Source organism: Mogibacterium timidum ATCC 33093 (assembly GCF_000525775.1).
In the GTDB taxonomy this organism is placed as follows: domain Bacteria; phylum Bacillota; class Clostridia; order Peptostreptococcales; family Anaerovoracaceae; genus Mogibacterium; species Mogibacterium timidum.
The window spans coordinates 1-17,993 of record NZ_JALU01000030.1; the positions used below are offsets into that span (position 1 = coordinate 1).

Genomic DNA, 17,993 nt, shown 5'->3' on the forward strand with positions numbered 1-17,993 from the left:
GGTGGTTTATTGATTCACCTCGCTATCGCTCGGCGAATCCTCTGCTAAAGCAGAACCAACGACAAACGGGACTGCAGATCGCTGCAGTCCCGTTTGTGTATTTTGTATTGTTTACGTTATTACTCATAAATCTTGTATTCCTTAGTTTCGAGTGCTCTCAGAGCTCCGTCAGCGAGAGACTTCATCTCTTCCTCACCCGGGAATCTCAGAACCGGAGCAACCTTGCCTACGTAAGATGTAATCTCCTCGCAGAATCTGTCGCTGTAAGCCATTCCACCAGTATATACGATTGCATCTACATCAAAGTGCAGCACCGCTGCCATAGCACCTATATCCTTTGACAACTGGTATGCGATCGCTCGGAATGCTCCCATGCATACCTCATCACCCTCATCAAAAGCCTTGTTCTCGACTGTACGGAAATCCTTAGTTCCTGTGTATGAGAACACGCCGGCCTCGTGACCGATAATCTTCTTAACCTCAGACTTTGTCTTGCCGGAGAAGCACAGGTTAACGAGAGCATTTGCAGGCAGTGCACCGCCTCTATCCATACCCATCGAACCGTCGTCCTTAACGTTGAATACATCTACAACTTTGCCCTTTTTGTGAGCTGCAACGGACACTCCTCCGCCGAGGTGAACAACTATGAGGTTCAGGTCCTCATATGCCTTACCGATTTCCTTTGCTGCTTTTCTAGCAACTGACTTCTGGTTGAGCGCGTGGAAGAAGCTCTGTCTCTCCATGCCCTTGAGTCCGGAATATCTGGCAACATCCTCGAGCTCATCTACGCAAACAGGGTCTACAAAGAACGCCGGAATACCTACTTTGTCTGCGAGCTCCTTGGATATATATGCTCCAAGGTTAGCTGCGTGCTCACCGTAAGGTGGGTTCTTAATGTCTCTGATAACTGCATCGTTGACGATGTATGTTCCGGAAGGAATGTGCTTGAACAGGCCACCGCGTCCGCAGATTGCGTCGAAATCCTCGAGCTTGTAGCCCTTTTCCTCAAGGGTCTTCATAATTACATCGCGACGGAATGGCATCTGATCTACGATATTTGCATACTTATCCATCTCAGCAGCATCGTGGTCAATACCAACGCGCATCAGCTCCTGGTCGTTTTCGTATACAGCAATCTTAGTCGATGTTGCACCAGGGTTGATTACAAGAATCTTCATGTTACCAATTTCTCCTTTCGTTACCTCTATATTTTAATCATGTCCTTAGTATAAATACTTATGAACGTGATAACATGACTACTTATTTCTATTGCCAGCCTTACGTCTGTCAATCTCTCTGAGAAGCTTCTTGCGAAGTCTTATATCTTCAGGGGTTACTTCAACCACCTCATCGCCGTTGATGAATTCAAGCGCTTCTTCGAGTGTAAATGTTCTTTGCGGTGTCAGCTTGATTGTGTCATCACTGCCGGCAGCACGCATATTGGAAACTCTCTTGGCCTTGCATGGGTTGACTACCATGTCGTCACCTCTGGAGTTCATACCCACTATCATACCTTCATACACATGAGTTCCGGGCTCGACAAACATCTGAACACGCTCCTGAATGTTGAAGATTGCATATGGAGTGCAGTTTCCTTCTTCCTGAGCTACTGCAACTCCATTAGTACGTTCCGGAATCTCACCCTTCCAAGGCTCAAATCCATCAAAACGTCTAACCATAGTCCCTTCGCCGTGCGTATCGTTGATAAATTCGCTTCTATAACCCATCAGTCCACGAGTGGGAACTGAATATTCGATCCTGGAGTAACCATTTCCTTCACTCATCATCTGCTTCATCATTCCCTTGCGTATATTGAGCTTGGAAATCACAGAGCCTGAATGCTCGTCAGGAACGCTTACTACAACCTCTTCAACAGGCTCCAGAACCTCTCCGTTTGCGCCTCGCTTGATTACAACTTCCGGCTTGGATACGGCAAGCTCGTAACCCTCACGGCGCATATTCTCAATCAGAATTGACAGATGGAGTTCTCCTCTACCTGACACCTTGAATGAATCTGTCGAGTCGGTCGGCTCGACAACCAGTCCAACATTTACCTCAAGCTCCTTCTCCAGTCTCTCCTTGATATGCCTGCTTGTGACAAACTTGCCCACCTTGCCGGCAAATGGAGATGAGTTGACCATGAAGTTCATCGAAAGTGTAGGTTCCTCAATACTGATATTTCCAAGAGACTCAGGATGAGCGGGATCACAGATGGTCTCCCCGATGGAGATGTCCGGAATACCGGATACAACTACAATATCGCCGCACTCAGCCTCATCTACAGCCATTCTCTGCAGGCCGCGATATACGAACACCTGATTGACCTTGGCGTTGTAGGATTCCTCTTCGTTCTTCATAACCGCAACCTGCTGAGCCGCCTTGAGCTTGCCTCTGGTTATCCTTCCGATTCCAAGCCTGCCTATGTAATCGTCATAAGCGAGCGAGGATATTTGGAACTGGAGGGGTTCTTCTCTCAGATCCGGATATGGATTGCAGTGCTCCACAATCTTGTCCAGCAGCGGCTCAACATTGAGGTCTCCGTACCCCTTAGGACTCTTCTTAATCTTGATGGTTCCATCATCAACCATGATGTCCGCAACCTCACTTGGATCGCTAACAGCGATTCCCTGTCTTGCGATTCCGTACATGATTGGAAAATCCAGCTGATCGTCATTAGCCTCGAGATCCATAAACAGTTCATATACCTCGTCTACAACCTCATTGATTCTAGCGTCTCTTTTATCAATCTTATTGATGAACAGGATTGGATTGAGCCCCTGTTCCAACGACTTATTCAGTACAAATCTAGTCTGAGGCATTGGCCCTTCGCTCGAATCTACAAGCAGAATAACTGTATCCACAGTCTTCATAATGCGCTCAACCTCAGAGCTGAAATCGGCATGTCCGGGTGTATCTACGATGTTAATCTTATAATCCTTATACATGATTGAGCAATTCTTGGAATAAATAGTAATGCCACGCTCTCTCTCTATAGCATCGCTATCCATCACGCAATCCACAACCTCTTCATTCTCACGAAATACATGAGACTGTGCAAGCAGCGCGTCAACCAGCGTAGACTTCCCTGCATCGACGTGCGCAATAACTGCAATGTTAATTATCTTCTCTTTATCTCCCATTATTATCCCTTCCAACCGGCTTTGCCATATCTATCTTCCCGCACCGAGGAAAATCCTCTGTCTGCGGTTCATCACGTTGTATACGCTTTCAATAGTTCTTTCAAATCTATGAAGCTCCCTTGCTAAATTCTCGAGATCGTCCTTTGAGATATTTACGTTAACAGTGTGACCTTCTGCAAGGCCTTCAAACCAAGAAGGTGCTTCGACATCGATGCTTCTGAACTTCTGTGCCCATATTTCGTACTGTGAGAACTGTATAGCGTATGGAAGCATCTCATAGAAATATCCCGGATTGCGCCTCTGGAGCACCGCTACATCACGCGGCTCCGACTCCTCGATAAAATTTCGCATACCCATCATTCTATTTGCCAGGCGAGCATTCTCGCGGGCTCTCGCCGGCATGAGGCAAATCAGAATCGCTCCAAATACCCCCGAGATGAGAATCAGAATTGGAATGAAAACCGACTTGTTGCAGCTGTATATCATGTAACCTGCATATATGAGCTCAGCAGCATACAAAGATGAATACATACCTATAGATACCTTAAAGTGCGTCCAGTCCATATCATACCTGAGGTCAAATCGCCTTGCAATCATGTTGAGAACAAGGACTGAAAAAGCGAAAAACGCAATCGGAATACCGTACAAAATATCTTCTTCGTACACATACATACTGGTTAATATCGGCACAGACGCTACAGTTAACGACATAGCCAAAATACCAAGCCATCTGAAGACCAGCGAAAGTCTGGTACTTGCCCGCATACCCTTAGAGTTATACCCGCTGGAAACACTTGTCTCTACGTCATAAAGGATTCTCTTGAGGTGCTTACCCAGATCTTCCATCTCAATCGCCCTACCCTCGTATACATCTTCAAATAATTCAGAATAAATGCCTCTGATGTACCTATCCTCGTCGATTGAAGGCGCAGCAAGTTTGACAAGCTTGTATTTTTTAGGTGCATACTCAACTATCTTGAGATTTCCATTTATGCCGAGTCTAACCAGCAGCGGAACTATGTCTCTGATAGTCAGCTGACCATTAAATATGTAAGCGATATCAGCTGTCGATATTCCGCTTATCGGCTGTGCGATAAATTTCCGCTTGAACCTTGAGTCTCTGCCGCCAATCAGCCACAGAATCAGTATCAGTGTCCCTGCACCCACGAACAGCAGACCTCCGAGCCCGATGGTCCATTCGTTGTTAAGCGGTTTCTTCCAATACCCGTCGGGGAGCTCCGCCTTAAATGTGATACCGAAGTCCGCCGGAATCAGTGAGCCTGTCATTGTGATGACGTTATCATCAACCGTATATGAGGTCTTGTTGGATACATCCTGTGACCCAAACTGCCCGGCATAGTATTGAAGGTCATCACGAGGAAAATCATCAGGCAGAACCAGTGTGAATTTGTAGTTCTGAATTGGTACTTCCCAATCAGATGATAGTGCATTCAGGTAAAACAGGTCGTAATTTTTGTTCTTATCAGCATACTCTCTCACAACATAGGTGATATCGTAGGTGTGCTTTCCCTTCTTGAGCTTAGTCTTATCCTTGATGATGATGTTATATTTATTCCCATCCTTGCGCAGCTCAAAATCCGTGCCCTTAACATTTGCCTTGCCGACCATATAGTTTCCGGTAGGAATATCGAACTTGAGCTCGGATAGATTATTTGGAATATTGACTGTAACTTTTTTTGTTACCTCGTATACGTGATTCTTCTTAACTACAGCTTTGAAATCATAATTAATAATCTCGTAACTGGTATCATTTATCGCACCAAAAGCATTGGCTCGGAATACACCCAAGCCAACGCTCAAAATTACCATGATAAAAACCATTCTGAGTAAGTATTTATATGTATTTGACAGTGCTTTACTGCTGCTCGTCATCATACGCCTCCTTCTAGGCAATACTTCTGAATATTATACCTTATAGGGGGTCTAAATTCAAATGCTTAAACACTATCGGACGCTTGCGGCAGCATATGCCTTAGTATAAAATACAGAATAGATACTACATTAATGAGGTAGCAATATGAAGAGACAAGATTACATTTCGTGGGACGAATATTTCATGGGGGTCTCCCTGCTGGCAGCAAAGCGCAGCAAGGATCCTAATACGCAGGTTGGAGCGTGCATAGTTGATTCCAATCACGTCATCCTCTCTACGGGGTATAACGGCTTCCCGCTCGGTTGCTCTGATGACGAACTGCCATGGGCAAGAACCGGCGAAGATACAAAATATCCTTATGTTGTGCATGCTGAACTCAACGCTATCTTGAATTCCGGCGGAAAATCGCTGAGAGATGCGACCATATACGTCGGGCTCTTCCCTTGCAATGAATGTGCCAAGGCAATTATTCAATCGGGTATACGTGAAGTCGTGTATTTGGACGACAAATACGCAAACGCAAAATCCACTCTCGCTTCTAAGCGGCTCCTTTCGATGGCAGGCGTCAAAATGCGCAAGCTGAAGCCCAGGGAGAAAACTCTGGTACTCAGTTTTGAAAGCAACCCGGATCGATAACGACAGTATTATATGCAATATTATATTAAGTATATTATGGCTTATTCAGAATTATGAGGAGGTATTGTTATGAAGCTTCTAGTGGTCGGCCCTCGCGGCAAGATGGGGCGTCTCATCACAGGTATTGCAGCTGAACGCGAAGACATAACTCTAGTCGGAGGTGTTGCGCCTTCAGGCAGAGATTACATTGGCACGGATCTCGGAGAAGTCGCTATGATAGGCAGATCACTCGGAGTACCGGTTGTTTCCGACGTAGAAGAGCTTATCGATAAGTGCGATGTTATCATTGATTTTGCAACCGTTGAGCAGGCTATGGTCACACTCGAGGCAGCGGTAAGACACAAAAAGGCGCTGATCTGCGGCACTACGGGATTCAACGCAGAACAGCGTTCAACATTTGAAGAAGCCGGCAAGGTTATCCCTGTTATGCTCGCAGCAAACACATCGAGGCTTGTAAATGTAATGTATAAGCTAATCGAGGATGCCACGAAGCTCGCCGGAGATGTCGATATTGAGATTCTTGACATGCATGACAACACCAAGCTTGATTCACCAAGCGGAACCGCAAAGGAAATCGGCGAAATAGTCGCAGCTGCGCGAGGAAAAGCTTTACACGACGTAGATAGATATGGACGCGAAGGCAGATGCCCTCGTAGGCACGGGGAGATTGCTTTTCACTCCATCAGAGGTGGAGATATTTCGAGCAGCCACACTACTTACTTTGTAGGTCCGGGCGAGCGACTCGAGATTACACATCATTCACAAAGCTTCAAGTGCTTTGCTGCCGGCGCTGTCGACTGCGCGGTATTCCTCGGCAAGCAGTCAGTCGGTTCATACACGGTACAGGATTGTTTTGGACTGTAGGTAATAAGAAAAAGAAGAGGTATGAGCTGAGCAGCTGAGCAGCCCATATCTCTTTTTCTTATGCTATTACTATCATCGGCGTTTCCGCAGTCACCGCTTTCACTCAATTCAGCTTATCCACGAGGTCTGCCAAAACGCTCGATCAGCTTATCGGCCTGCTTAATTCCGTCGCATGCTGCAGATGTAATTCCTCCTGCATAGCCGCAGCCTTCACCGGCCGGATAGATGCCGGAAATTCCAGTGCTCTCTCCACTATCCTTATCTCTAAGCACTTGCACCGGTGCCGAGCTTCTCGTTTCCACCGCCTTGATCACTGCATCCGGGTCATCATATCCATGTATTTTCTCAGCAAAGAAAGGAATAGCCTCCCTGATTGCTTCATACGCGAAGTCCGGAAGAGAAGCTATAACGGATTGAGCATTCGCATCAAGAAAATCCTTCATAGTGCAGGTGGGCGGGTTAAATTTGCCGCCGCCATTTTCGAACGCCAGCCTCTCGTATTTCTGCTGGAATTTGACACCTGACAGCACATCATCCGAATCAAAGTCGCTCACCCTTACATCACACAGGATGCCGCTGTTAGCCACTCCGCTATCTCTCCTTCTGTTGCTCATGCCGTTGACGCACAGCTCGCCATCAGCGGTCGAGCACACTACAACCTCCCCGCCCGGACACATGCAGAACGAATACACTCCTCTTCCGTTGCTGGCTTTATACGAGACCTTGTATTCTGCAGGCGGCAGTCTATCCTCCTCACCATACTGAGCGCGATTTATCAATTCCTGCGAATGCTCCATTCTGACGCCTATAGATAGAGGTTTCTGTTCCATTTCCAGAGCAGATTCTTTTATAAGTTCATACGTATCTCTTGCGCTGTGCCCTGTTGCCAGAATAACAGCATTGGTGTCAATGTGCTCCTCTCGGCCATCGCTATCCATAACGGTTATACCTTTTAACTCGCCATCAGCTATTTCAAGTCCGGTCAGACGCGTTCCAAAACGGACATCTCCACCGAGGTCTAAGATCTGCTCTCTGAGACTCACAATTACAGCTCTAAGCACATCAGTCCCTATATGAGGTTTATGCTTGTAGACAATTTCGTCTCCCGCACCGGCGCCGGCAAATGTCTCTAATACGAACTTTATATTCGGATCTTTAATTCCGCTCGTCAGTTTACCATCCGAAAATGTGCCTGCACCGCCTTCCCCGAAAAGTATGTTGGAATCCCCATCAAGTACCCCGTGTTGTCTGAAATTCTCCACATCTTTTACTCGTGCGGACATAGTCTTGCCACGCTCTATAACAATCGGTCTGTATCCGTTATGTGACAGCTCAAGCGCAGCAAAGATACCGCATGGTCCAAACCCGATGACTACAGGACGCCCTGTCAAGCACTCATTACCTGATATCGGCGCGTGCCTTTCAATATGCTTGTACACGTTACACCTATGCTTCTTGGCAGTCTTTGATGATATCTGCGAGTTCGTCGTAAAATCCAATGTATATACCATGAAGATATTTAATTTATCCCTGGCATCTATCGATTCTCGAGCGACCTGCCAAGTCATAATATCTGACAGCTTTATGGACAGCTGCTTCGCAATTTTGGCAGGCAGCTCTGTCATTTCAGCTCCGACAGGCAGCTTGATCTCACTCATCCTGTATGCATATTTCCCGGCCCTCTCTCCTCCACGCCACACTCTGTTCTTAAACCTTGCATCCATCTCCCACCTTCGCAAACTATTACGTCTGTTCAATATATCTTAATGCTTTTATCTCTATAGAAAATATTATGCACAATCCATGCGCCACAGTTGCTGTACAGCATACCCCATGAGGAAAAGCTTTATATCTCTCTAGCCGCAGCTTCTCCGGCGCGCTTTCCGGACAAAAATGCGTGATTAAGGTTGTAGCCACCGCAAAAGCCGTCATAGTCCAAAGTCTCACCAACAATGTATAACTTCGGCAAGAGCTTCGACTCAAAGCTCTCATCATCTATTTCATGCATATCGACACCACCGGAAGTACACTGCGCTTCCTTCCAGCCCTTGAGCCCGGTCGGCTTGAATCTCAGGTCACTTGCACTCCTGATGATTTTGTCGCGAACATCCGCATCTGTCAATATAGAAGCATTAGACGTATAATCCAATCCTGCCTGTCTGATTATCTCCACGGCAAGCCCTTCCTTATATACTGTCATAAACACCTCTACAAGTTTATTATATGAGGAATTCTCGCACACCGCAGAATTCGCCTCGATAGCACTCCTCTGTGAATTCCTCGCGTCAACTGTTTCTCTATTCACTACGGCCCTCTTAGCTGCAGCCGTAAGCCACTCGCTCAAATTAAAGCCATCGGTTACATCCAGCGATATATCGAAATTATCAAATCCCTCGCCTTTTCCAAATCTCATCATCCTCGAGAGATTAAATATGCAAATGCCGGAAAGTCCGTACTTGGTAAATTGCACCTCGCCATTCTCTTCATATAGCTGCTCTCCATCCTTCAAAAGCTTGGCTGTTGCGCGCACTCTCACCCCGGACAAGCCTGTTAGCTCAGAGTTTCCGCACTCCACAGGGGTTAGCGATGGAACCGTCCTGGTGACGCTGTGTCCAAGTGACCTTGCCAACAAGAATCCGTCTCCTGTGGCTCCATATACCGGAGCCGACTTCCCGCCGGCGGCTATTACAAGAGCCTGCGATTCCATCCGGTAATCGTTATCGATACCGGCAATGGTAAATACAGTTTTAAACGAAATACCTGAATTGAAGCTTGCACCATCGAGCGGTCTGTCCTGTTTATCGCAATATGGAACTACAGAAACTGCAGATACTGTAGCACCCTTATACACCTTTATTCCAAGCTGCTCAAGCCGCAGCTCCAGTAGCTCTGCAACGTCCGGCGCTGACTCCGATACAGGATACACAAAGCCCCTCTCCTTAGACTTCGTAGCTATCCCTAACGAGAAAAGAAAAGTTATTACTTCTTCGTATCCGTCTGCACATGTATTAGTTATATTGCATCGTCCGTTTCCTGTCGCTCTAAGCTTCCTTCCGAGGATTTCGTTCTTCTCGAGTATAACGATCTCTGAATCCGGATGGCTGAGCTTGGCGCTTGTGGCAGCAGCCATCCCCGCCGGACCACCACCGATGATGAGTATGTCGCATACGGAAGCAGGAGCTTTGGCAGTGATATTCCGTGTATTTGCATGCCTTTTTTGAGTACTGTGAGCCATATATCCACCTCTCGCTGCGATTTAAATTGAAGCTAATTATAACATTATAGGCTAATACAAACACCTACATGATTGCATTAGCCTATAAATTTCCAGTCGTTCATATTGATGATACGAAAATATACTATAGCCCTATTCCTATTGTCTATGCATACTGATCTGCCGCAGCCTTGAGCTGTGATGCCTTGTCAGTATCTTCCCACTTGACACCGAGGCCGGTCCTGCCAAAGTGGCCGTATGCAGCCAGAGATCTGTATATCGGTTTGAGCAGGTCTAGCTGCTTGATAATAGCAGCAGGTCTCATATCAAAGTTCGCCTTTATGAGCTTGGCGATATCCTCGTCCTTGAGAGTTGCAGTTCCATACGTGTTGACATACACGGATACAGGCTCTGCTACGCCGATTGCGTATGCCAGCTCAATCTCGCACCTGCGGGCAAGTCCGGCGGCGACGATATTTTTTGCAATATATCTAGCCATGTATGCGCCACTTCTGTCGACCTTAGTCGGATCCTTTCCTGAAAATGAACCTCCCCCGTGGCTTGCATAGCCACCGTAAGTATCGACTATAATCTTGCGACCTGTAAGACCGGAATCACCTTTAGGCCCACCGATTACAAATCTGCCTGTCGGATTTACGAAAAACTTTGTGTCGTCATCAATCAGCTCAACAGGGATAATCGGCTTGATAACATGTTCAATCATATCCTTTCTGATCTGCTCGAGTGCAACATCAGGATCGTGCTGTGTCGAAATTACAACTGTATCAACTCTCACAACCCTGTCGTCATCGTACTCGACCGTAACCTGTGTCTTGCCGTCAGGTCTCAGATATCTCAGAGTGCCGTCCTTGCGAATATCTGCAAGTCTTTCGGCTAGTCGGTGTGCGAGCGAGATAGGCATAGGCATGAGCTCATCAGTCTCGTCGCAGGCGAATCCAAACATCATACCCTGATCTCCCGCACCGGTCATAGCATCATCGCTTGCTTCCTCACCTTCCTTAACTTCGAGTGCTTCGTTAACACCCATTGCGATATCCGGTGATTGCTCCTCAATGCTTACGAGCACAGCACAAGTATTTCCATCAAAGCAAACCTCGCTGCAGTCGTATCCGATACTCTTGACTACATCTCTAACGATACCCTCAATATCCACTGTGCACGTAGTTGAAATCTCTCCAAATACAATTACAAAGCCTGTCTTAGTCGCTGTCTCGCATGCCACGTGAGCATTTGGGTCCTCAGCGAGGATTGCATCCAGTATGGCATCAGAAATCTGATCGCAAACCTTATCCGGATGACCTTCGGTAACTGATTCGGATGTGAATAACTTCTTCATTGAAACCTCCCTTCGGGCACGAGCATCATGCCCCCTCCAATCCATGAAATAAAAAACTCTTCAGCATGAGCCACATGCATGAAGAGACAAGTTCTAAATATGAATATGTCTCCTCATCTTTCAGGCCTTGCCTGTGGGAATTGGCACAACCGTTATACACGATGTTGCCGCGAGTTCATAGGGCCCATTCCCTCACTCGCTCTCAATAAGGAATTCACCTGTATTATATATGTATTTTGAGCAGTGTCAAGTTTCAGATGTTACGAATATTATTGTTTTTTGATTTTAATGGGTTAGATGAAGGATTCCACCGCCATATTTGGTATAATTATATATTATTGACTTACCGAGGAGAGCAACTATGCCGGTACTAAAAGTAGTAGAGGGTAAACTTTCAAATAAATACAATCACTTCATGGACTACCGCTTTGATTCTTGTGTCGCTACAAACACCCGTCTGATGGGTGTTGTAGCCCTCAAGGTGTCGTGGACTGCTAAGGATGGAAGCAAGGATAAGCTGTTTCAGCTTATCCACTTGGATTTCTCAGAATATGGAGTGGACGATTACAGAGAGATTTTCACCAAGGCCGGTAATCTGGAGGGAGGGCGAGAGGTCAAGGCGGAATGGAAGCGTATTTCCGGAGGGCTTGGCGGAAATGAAGTCAAAATTCCGTTCTTCACCATGATACAGTTGATCAATGAAGTAATCGCTACGAATGATCTGTTCTATGAAAATCATGCGCCATTCATACAGGAGTTCCGCAAGGAGACGCTCATGCGCATCAATCTCATGAAAGAGGCTTCGGTAAAGCTGCTTGGTGAAGACACCGGCTTTGACAAGACGAGCAGAGAAGGCATGGAGATGGTGTGCAAGTCTCCTCTCACATCTTTTGAACTAATCAACTACTTCCTGATGAGGCTGCTGGATAAGGATTATAGAGGAGCCGCACTGCTTGCCGATGTGACTGCCGGAGCGATGAAGCGCAGCAAATTCAATGAGATCGGACTAGCTGAGCTAGTGAGAAATAAAATATCCAAGGAAACCACTGCCGCTACGCCTAGCGGCGAAGCGACAGTGTACAAGTGTAGGTTCACAGCGCTTTCCGATGATTACATATATGGTGAAGCGCTGCTCACCCTGTCTCTGCGCAGCCTCACGCGGTCACGACGAATTCTGGAATTCGAAGTAACGACACTGATGCACATTTCCGACTACGAGGCGGCGCTCCAGCTGCAGCAACCTGAATACATAACACTGTATAAGCTGACAGTACCGCAGGAAAAATTCGATATCGATGATTCCGTCTTCGGGGCAGACACCGCGATGACGCCGGCCCCTAACGGAATCGTCTACGTCCTATACAACAAAGACAATTCACATGTTGATTCAGCTAATTACTATATGAATCATGATTTATATGGAGCATACCTGCTGACTCCAAAAAATGAGCTGGTTGTGATGAGTCATGATCTGATGAAAATCACCAATATGGAGATGGATATCAACAAGAGTATCAATATCAGTAAGCTGGAGCTCAAGGGCAGATACAAGCTGGAGACTCAGGTATTCCAGAGTTTCGCCGAGTCGCCTAATACGATGTTCAGCGATATGATATTCAATCCGGAGCAATAGTAAATTGAAATTTATTTGTTAACGGTTGTTCTTTTTTGCCGTCTGAAACAAGCACAAGTTATCCACATCACTCGATTGCCGATAAAATGTGCACATCGGGGATTATCCACATAAAGTTCAAAAATTGTATACAATCTTTTCAACATGTCGAAGTGGATAAGTAACTTGGTAAAAATGCGTATTTTTCAACACTAATCAGCGATTAATGGATATGTCAAGGCAAGTTATCAACAGTTTTATAAAAATAATTTTTACACTTTTGTTCGATTTTCAATCTAGGGAAAAAACGAGGAGGGACTATGAAAACAGAAAAAGTTTTCCACAATGATCGGTACCTAAAATCACTGGATGCCACTGTTTTGGATGTTATTTCTAAAAAGGACAGGATTGAAATAATTACAGACAGAACTATCTTCTTTGCCGAGGGCGGCGGACAACCCGGGGACAGGGGTACAATGTATTTGACGGAGGATGAAACCAAGCATGTGGATATCTACGACACACACGACTCCGGCGAGTCAGTTGCGCATTATACAAATTCGGAGCATGTACCTTTCAATGTCGGCGACAAGGTCACTATGGAGCTGGATTGGACTTTTAGATTTAGCAACATGCAGAGACACTATGGTGAGCACATCCTGAGCGGCGCAATCTACAAGCTGTACAGAGGAACTAATAGAGGCTTTCACATGGGGCATAATTATATAACTATTGATATTGATCTTGACGGAAAAATTATGGATACTGCCATGCTGGAAGCTGCTGAAACGCTTGCCAATGAAGCGGTATGGGCTGACATGCCTATCCGGGCTCATTATTTCGATTCAGTTGAAGAGGCAAACGCTATGCCCCTCAGAAAGGCCGTCAACGAAAAAGTGGAAGGCTCTGTGTTTATCGTCACAGTCGGCGATCCTGCCGACCCATTTGACTGCTGCGCATGCTGCGGCACCTATCCTTCCACCAGCGGACAGATTGGAATTATCAAGATATTTAAAGCAGAATCCAACAAGGGAATGACGAGGATTTACTTCGACTGTGGCAGAAACGCCCTCGTCCACTATCAGGAGTCGCACCGCATCCTGACCGATGTTGCGGAGAGATTTTCTTCGAAGCCGGAGGATTTGATACGTACCTTAGATAAAAGGGACAAGGAAGAATCTGAACTAAAGGCTGAACGTGCACATCTGGCCGAATATTTCAGGACTGCCGAGGCTACAGCTCTTGCACTATGTGCAGCTGCTCCCAACGACAAGCTCGTATATAGGGCATATTCCGATATTTCACCTAACGAACTCCAAAAGCTAGGCTTCAAAGCGCTCGACCTGATTGAAAGAGATAACAAACCTCTACTGGCTCTAGCCTGCTCCCCATCCGGCACACTCATGCTGGTATCCGACGGCAGCTACCCTTGCGGCAAGCTGGTCAAGGAAAACGTCAAGGAGTACGGTGGTAAAGGGGGAGGCAGAGCTGACAACGCCCGTGCCCAGTTCGATAACGATGACGATCTAAAAGCATTTGTCGGAGCTATCGCGCAGAAATTATAGTATTATTTAAAAACACGATTGTGTTATAATCAGCAGGAGGGAGGCTGTATTATGTCAAATAAAGTCATAGTAACTATTGGAAGAGAATTTGGAAGCGGCGGACACGAGGTCGGCAAGAGATTAGCCGCGGCTCTTGGCATCAAGTTTTACGACAACGAGTTCATCAGACTCGCAGTCCAGAAGACCGGATTCCATGAGGACTACGTTAAGAGTAACGAGGAGAAGGCTCCGGACTTTGCAGCAAGTGCACTGTTCTCCGGTATAGAACTATATCAGCCGTCTCCTTACGACAAGATTCACTCTGAGGAGTATAAGCTCATCCGCGAGATTGCTGCGGAAGACAGCTGTGTAATAGTTGGAAGAGCTGCGGATTACATCCTGCGCGATCAATCACACGTCAGCGTCTTCCTCTTCGCACCTATTGAAGACAGAATTAAGCGCAAGATGGCTCTACTCTCTGGTGAAGAAGCCAAAAAAATGACGCCTGCTCAGATGGAGAAAATTGTCAAGCAGATGGACAAGCAGCGTCGTAGATACTACGAATATTACACCGATACCAGATGGGGAGAGAGAGATTCATACGACCTGCTCATCAACACTAGCCGTGCCGGAATCGACGGTGCTGTTAAAATCATCAGATCTTATATCGAGTCAAGCCGTGGCGAAAGCATGATGCCGGACTAGATAACTGTAATGCGGTTGTTGTACATGCTGCGCATGCTTCAGGGATTATTCCAAAGTTTGTGTAAGCCAAAGCTCTGTGTGAGCACTTCCTAATCAAGTGCCGTACAGGGCTTATTATGTCGTCACATTCATGGAATGTATATGGCACGCTAAATAGAATGGAGATACTCTACTTCAGCCGGTCCCAGCTTTCTATAACCTCCTATCGCCAGTCGACCAATCACCAGTTTGCCAATTCTGATTCTCTGCAATTCCTGCACCGGTGCACCCACAGCCTTGAACATGCGGCGAACCTGATGATTCTTGCCTTCATGAATAGTGATATCCACAACCGTCGACTTCTTATTGTGCTTCCTTACCTCTACCTTCGCCGGCGAGGTCTTGAAGCCTCCGATATTCACTCCGCATTCCAATCTCGCAATCTTGCCGCACGTAAGTATCCCCGATACAACGGCTCGATACGTTTTTTCGAGCTCCTTCGACGGATGCATGAGTTTATTTGCCACATCGCCGTCATTGGTCAAGATAAGAAGCCCTGAAGTATTGTAATCAAGCCTCCCCACAGGAAAAATCCGCCTATCCTCATCCTGTATGAGGTCGAGAACTGTAGGACGCCCCCGGTCATCGGATGTTGTCGTCACATAGCCAAGCGGCTTGTTGAGCAGTATGTAGATCTTGTCTCGTTCGGGTGCAATCCTTATGCCGTCGCATGTGACTTCTTCTCCCTGCTTCACATCATATCCGGGTTCCCTCATAATGACGCCGTTAACTGCAACCCTACCGTCCAATATAAGCTGGTCAGCCTTGCGTCTACTCGTAATTCCGCAAGAAGCGATATATTTATTTATCCTCACTATCTGCGTCTCCTTCAAAATTAATCGACAACTGCTCGTGAGCCTTTCCATCCTCATCGTCGTAATCCTGCAGTTCATCGAACTCTGTGATGTCCGGCAGCTCATTGATGGATGTAAACCCGAATTTTTTGAGGAACTCTGCAGTCGTCCTATACAGGAGCGGTCTTCCCACACCTTCCGACCTGCCGGCAACTTCTACAAGCTCCTTGTTCATGAGTCCATCGATTACCCTCTCGCTCTTGATACCGCGAATAGAATCGATTTCACTCTTCGTCACCGGCTGCCTGTAAGCGATTATCGCCAGTACCTCAAGTGCCGCCTGAGATAATTTCCTGATCTTGACCGGAGTGCACAGCTTCTCGATGAAAATTTCGTTTTCGCCGTTAGTCACAAATTGAAAAGCCCCGTCTACTTCTCTAATTCTGAGGCCACTCCCTCTCATTGCATATTCGCGTTGTAGACTGAGTAACAGCTCTTTTATTTCTTTCTTATCTGCATCAAGTACCTCTGCAGCATCCTTAACCTTGAGAGGCTCTCCCCAGACAAACATCATGGACTCCAGCGCTGATTTCATTACCTTATCGTTGTACATCTGTCTGAACCTCTTTCTTAATAACACTTATATTTCCGTAATTTCGATCCTGTTTAGCGTCAACTTCCTGCATCTTGATCATCTCCAGCAGCGACATGAACGACAGAGTCACATCATATCTATCCGCATCCTCGGGTACCAGTCTTGCAAAATCGATAGATTCTCCCACGCTAACCCTGTCCTTGATAATCATGCTCATATAGTTGATTCGCTCCTCTATCGAAGCCCTATCTCGCTTGATTCGTTGATATCGCTTTTTAACATCAGCGACTCGTTTCTTCTTTTGCAAAAATGCATTAAATGCACTTACAAACTGTTCGATATCCGTCTTGAGAAGTTCGTCCGGCGAGTCTATGTATATCGACATGTCCTCCGCCGGCTTCTCGTGAACGCATTCATTCGCTTCCATTCTCTCCTGCAGCATCTCTGCGATTTTTTTGGTTCTGACATATTCTGCCAACCTGCTTGCCAGCTCCATGCGAGGATCTTCGTCTATCACAATCTCGCCAATCTCATTGACGCGAGGAAGCAGCATCCGCGACTTAAGTCTAATCAGCACAGCTGCAAGCACAATAAATTCGCTGCTGACCTCTACATTGAGCTCCCCCATCTCCTTGAGATACGCTATATACTGCTCAGTAATCTCAGCAACCCTGATATCGTATATATCCATTTTCGCATTTTGTATCAGATATACCAACAGGTCAAATGGACCCTCAAACTTATCAATCCTTACCTTGTACAAGTACTGCCTCCACGTTTAAATTCGTCATCAAAATATATCTGCTCCAAATATAGCCCCTGTGGCGGTGCCGTAAACCCGGCGCTGCTCCGCGTGGCATCAGCCACAATCTGCTCCATATCGCTCGCCGAACGCTTGCCGGTACCAATTTCCAGCAGTGTGCCAACGATAATTCTCACCATGTTGTACAGGAATCCGTCACCGGTGACTCTTATAATCGTTCGTTCCCCTTCATCGGAAATAGCAATATCGGTAACGGTTCTAACTGTCGTCTCTCGCGGTATCCCTCCGGCTGTCTGAAAAGACGCAAAATCATGCGTTCCAACCGCAGCCTTGGCTGCTACTCTCATGGCCTCGTGGTCAAGTTCATAACCATACTGATAGACGTAATTTCGCTCAAAGATATCCCCACTTCTGTCAACAACATACTTATATGTTTTACCGTGGCACGAAAATCTCGCATGAAAATCCGACGGAACCTCTACTGCCGAGATTACCCGTATATCGCCCGGAAGACCGCTTCTGCCAAGCCCTCCGGCTCCAAATCTTCTGTTCATGATGTTAGCAAGCTTATTCGTTGGCAGCGGATTATCCCAGTTAAACGAAGCACATTGACCGAGAGCGTGTACCCCCGCATCAGTACGGCTAGTGCCATTTACCGGCACATCATACCCGGCGATGAACCTCAGCACATGCTCTACTTCACCTTGTACGGTTCTCCCATTAGGCTGCTTCTGCCAACCGTGAAAGTTAGTACCGTCATATTGAATTTTTAGCAGGATATTTTTGGTATTATCGGACATATTCTCCCCTGTCACCAACTCTCTGTTATATGCCAA

The 17,993-nt window shown here is 46.5% G+C and carries 15 protein-coding genes and 1 riboswitch; of the genes, 5 read left to right on the forward strand and 10 right to left on the reverse strand.

What is annotated here, in order from left to right; translation table 11 throughout:
- Positions 1–119 precede the first annotated feature (119 nt).
- The 3 genes from buk to HMPREF0581_RS07965 form a co-directional block, all read right to left on the reverse strand.
- Positions 120–1,178, reverse strand: coding sequence for a butyrate kinase (gene buk, locus HMPREF0581_RS07955; RefSeq protein WP_009644036.1), 1,059 nt, complete (start codon positions 1,176–1,178; stop codon positions 120–122).
- A gap of 78 nt (positions 1,179–1,256) precedes the next feature.
- Positions 1,257–3,140, reverse strand: coding sequence for a translational GTPase TypA (gene typA, locus HMPREF0581_RS07960; RefSeq protein WP_036382138.1), 1,884 nt, complete (start codon positions 3,138–3,140; stop codon positions 1,257–1,259).
- Positions 3,141–3,170: 30 nt separating this feature from the next.
- A complete protein-coding gene (locus HMPREF0581_RS07965; protein ID WP_084645374.1) occupies positions 3,171–5,036 on the reverse strand; it encodes a DUF2207 domain-containing protein in 1,866 nt (621 codons plus the stop codon).
- Between the two features lie 142 nt (positions 5,037–5,178).
- On the opposite strand from HMPREF0581_RS07965, the gene HMPREF0581_RS07970 reads away from it, so the two are divergent.
- Positions 5,179–5,670 (forward strand): deoxycytidylate deaminase, encoded by a 492-nt coding sequence (locus HMPREF0581_RS07970; RefSeq protein ID WP_036382143.1) that lies wholly within the window; start codon positions 5,179–5,181, stop codon positions 5,668–5,670.
- A 69-nt stretch (positions 5,671–5,739) separates the two neighbouring features.
- Complete coding sequence (dapB, locus tag HMPREF0581_RS07975; protein WP_009644042.1) at positions 5,740–6,534, forward strand: 4-hydroxy-tetrahydrodipicolinate reductase; 795 nt, start codon at positions 5,740–5,742, stop codon at positions 6,532–6,534.
- Positions 6,535–6,647: 113 nt separating this feature from the next.
- Here the strand turns inward: dapB and HMPREF0581_RS07980 are convergent, their stop codons facing one another.
- The 3 genes from HMPREF0581_RS07980 to metK all read right to left on the reverse strand — a co-directional run bounded on the left by HMPREF0581_RS07980 (position 6,648) and on the right by metK (position 11,105).
- Positions 6,648–8,258, reverse strand: coding sequence for an NAD(P)/FAD-dependent oxidoreductase (locus tag HMPREF0581_RS07980; RefSeq protein ID WP_051426982.1), 1,611 nt, complete (start codon positions 8,256–8,258; stop codon positions 6,648–6,650).
- A gap of 122 nt (positions 8,259–8,380) precedes the next feature.
- Positions 8,381–9,769: an NAD(P)/FAD-dependent oxidoreductase gene (locus tag HMPREF0581_RS07985; protein ID WP_036382146.1), complete on the reverse strand. Its 1,389-nt coding sequence runs from the start codon at positions 9,767–9,769 to the stop codon at positions 8,381–8,383.
- A gap of 145 nt (positions 9,770–9,914) precedes the next feature.
- Complete coding sequence (metK, locus tag HMPREF0581_RS07990) at positions 9,915–11,105, reverse strand: methionine adenosyltransferase (RefSeq protein WP_036382149.1); 1,191 nt, start codon at positions 11,103–11,105, stop codon at positions 9,915–9,917.
- A gap of 110 nt (positions 11,106–11,215) precedes the next feature.
- Positions 11,216–11,317: riboswitch (SAM riboswitch) on the reverse strand.
- A 149-nt stretch (positions 11,318–11,466) separates the two neighbouring features.
- Between metK and HMPREF0581_RS07995 the strand changes: the two genes are divergently transcribed.
- From HMPREF0581_RS07995 to HMPREF0581_RS08005, 3 genes are all read left to right on the forward strand, one after another.
- Positions 11,467–12,738: a hypothetical protein gene (locus HMPREF0581_RS07995; protein ID WP_009644297.1), complete on the forward strand. Its 1,272-nt coding sequence runs from the start codon at positions 11,467–11,469 to the stop codon at positions 12,736–12,738.
- Between the two features lie 299 nt (positions 12,739–13,037).
- Positions 13,038–14,282 carry an alanyl-tRNA editing protein gene (locus HMPREF0581_RS08000; RefSeq protein WP_009644243.1) on the forward strand — a complete coding sequence of 415 codons (1,245 nt, stop codon included), beginning with the start codon at positions 13,038–13,040 and terminating at the stop codon, positions 14,280–14,282.
- A gap of 51 nt (positions 14,283–14,333) precedes the next feature.
- Positions 14,334–14,966 (forward strand): cytidylate kinase-like family protein, encoded by a 633-nt coding sequence (locus tag HMPREF0581_RS08005; protein ID WP_009644329.1) that lies wholly within the window; start codon positions 14,334–14,336, stop codon positions 14,964–14,966.
- Between the two features lie 149 nt (positions 14,967–15,115).
- On the opposite strand, the gene HMPREF0581_RS08010 is transcribed toward HMPREF0581_RS08005, so the two are convergent.
- From HMPREF0581_RS08010 to truA, 4 genes are read right to left on the reverse strand one after another with little or no spacing between them, the layout of a single operon-like run.
- Positions 15,116–15,820 (reverse strand): pseudouridine synthase, encoded by a 705-nt coding sequence (locus HMPREF0581_RS08010; protein WP_009644362.1) that lies wholly within the window; start codon positions 15,818–15,820, stop codon positions 15,116–15,118.
- A complete protein-coding gene (gene scpB, locus HMPREF0581_RS08015; RefSeq protein ID WP_036382152.1) occupies positions 15,807–16,412 on the reverse strand; it encodes an SMC-Scp complex subunit ScpB in 606 nt (201 codons plus the stop codon). The genes HMPREF0581_RS08010 and scpB overlap by 14 nt, the downstream gene beginning before the upstream one ends.
- A complete protein-coding gene (locus HMPREF0581_RS08020) occupies positions 16,399–17,157 on the reverse strand; it encodes a segregation and condensation protein A (protein ID WP_009644331.1) in 759 nt (252 codons plus the stop codon). Before HMPREF0581_RS08020 ends, scpB begins: the two co-directional genes overlap by 14 nt.
- The gene (gene truA / locus HMPREF0581_RS08025) at positions 17,145–17,993 is read right to left on the reverse strand and encodes a tRNA pseudouridine(38-40) synthase TruA (protein WP_009644234.1); all 849 of its coding nucleotides are present in this window, start codon (positions 17,991–17,993) and stop codon (positions 17,145–17,147) included. Before truA ends, HMPREF0581_RS08020 begins: the two co-directional genes overlap by 13 nt.

Bases quoted from the DNA above. Each gene is read 5' to 3' on its own strand.
- HMPREF0581_RS07995 (WP_009644297.1), top strand. From the start codon at position 11,467: ATGCCGGTACTAAAAGTAGTAGAGGGTAAACTTTCAAATAAATACAAT.
- HMPREF0581_RS08000 (WP_009644243.1), top strand. From the start codon at position 13,038: ATGAAAACAGAAAAAGTTTTCCACAATGATCGGTACCTAAAATCACTG.
- HMPREF0581_RS08005 (WP_009644329.1), top strand. From the start codon at position 14,334: ATGTCAAATAAAGTCATAGTAACTATTGGAAGAGAATTTGGAAGCGGC.
- metK (WP_036382149.1), bottom strand. From the start codon at position 11,105: ATGAAGAAGTTATTCACATCCGAATCAGTTACCGAAGGTCATCCGGAT.
- scpB (WP_036382152.1), bottom strand. From the start codon at position 16,412: ATGTACAACGATAAGGTAATGAAATCAGCGCTGGAGTCCATGATGTTT.
- dapB (WP_009644042.1), top strand. From the start codon at position 5,740: ATGAAGCTTCTAGTGGTCGGCCCTCGCGGCAAGATGGGGCGTCTCATC.
- typA (WP_036382138.1), bottom strand. From the start codon at position 3,140: ATGGGAGATAAAGAGAAGATAATTAACATTGCAGTTATTGCGCACGTC.
- HMPREF0581_RS07980 (WP_051426982.1), bottom strand. From the start codon at position 8,258: ATGGATGCAAGGTTTAAGAACAGAGTGTGGCGTGGAGGAGAGAGGGCC.
- HMPREF0581_RS07965 (WP_084645374.1), bottom strand. From the start codon at position 5,036: ATGATGACGAGCAGCAGTAAAGCACTGTCAAATACATATAAATACTTA.
- HMPREF0581_RS07970 (WP_036382143.1), top strand. From the start codon at position 5,179: ATGAAGAGACAAGATTACATTTCGTGGGACGAATATTTCATGGGGGTC.
- buk (WP_009644036.1), bottom strand. From the start codon at position 1,178: ATGAAGATTCTTGTAATCAACCCTGGTGCAACATCGACTAAGATTGCT.
- HMPREF0581_RS07985 (WP_036382146.1), bottom strand. From the start codon at position 9,769: ATGGCTCACAGTACTCAAAAAAGGCATGCAAATACACGGAATATCACT.